Below are 568 nucleotides of genomic sequence, written 5' to 3' on the forward strand. Positions count from 1 at the left end.
CGTCGTGGCCGGCGCTGACGTGGCCGAGCTCGCCGCGGGCGCCGGGGTCGTGCTGCTCGCCGTCAAGCCCGCCGTCGTGCCCACGGTGCTGGGTGCGCTGGCTCCCGCGCTCGCACCGGGCGCGCTCGTCGTGTCGGTCGCAGCCGGGGTGCCGCTCGCCGTGTACGAACGGCTGCTCCCGCCGGGCACGCCGGTGGTCCGGGTGATGCCCAACACGCCCGCACTCATCGGCAAGGGGGTCGCGGCGATCGCCCCGGGCGCGGCCGCCCACGAGGACCACCTCGTGCTGGCCGAACGTCTGCTGGCCGCGACCGGGCTGGTGGTGCGCGTGGCCGAGAAGGACCTGGACGCCGTCACCGCCCTCTCGGGGTCCGGCCCGGCGTACGCCTTCTACCTCATCGACGCGATGGCCGAGGCGGGTGTGCTGCTCGGGCTCACCCGGGACGTCGCGCTGCGGCTCGCGGTGGCCACGGTCGAGGGCTCGGCCGCGCTCGCCGCCGCCACCGGCGACCACCCCGTCGTGCTGCGCGAACGCGTCTCGTCCCCGGGCGGGACGACGGTGGCTGCC

Annotated in this window: 1 protein-coding gene; it reads left to right on the top strand. The window is 77.3% G+C overall.

The window, feature by feature from the left end; translation table 11 throughout:
- Nucleotides 1–568, top strand: a 568-nt coding sequence (proC, locus tag F2B26_RS16765) for a pyrroline-5-carboxylate reductase (protein ID WP_159811229.1), incomplete at both ends; no start/stop codon positions are given.

This window comes from Cellulomonas citrea, from assembly GCF_009829685.1.
GTDB lineage: Bacteria > Actinomycetota > Actinomycetes > Actinomycetales > Cellulomonadaceae > Cellulomonas > Cellulomonas citrea.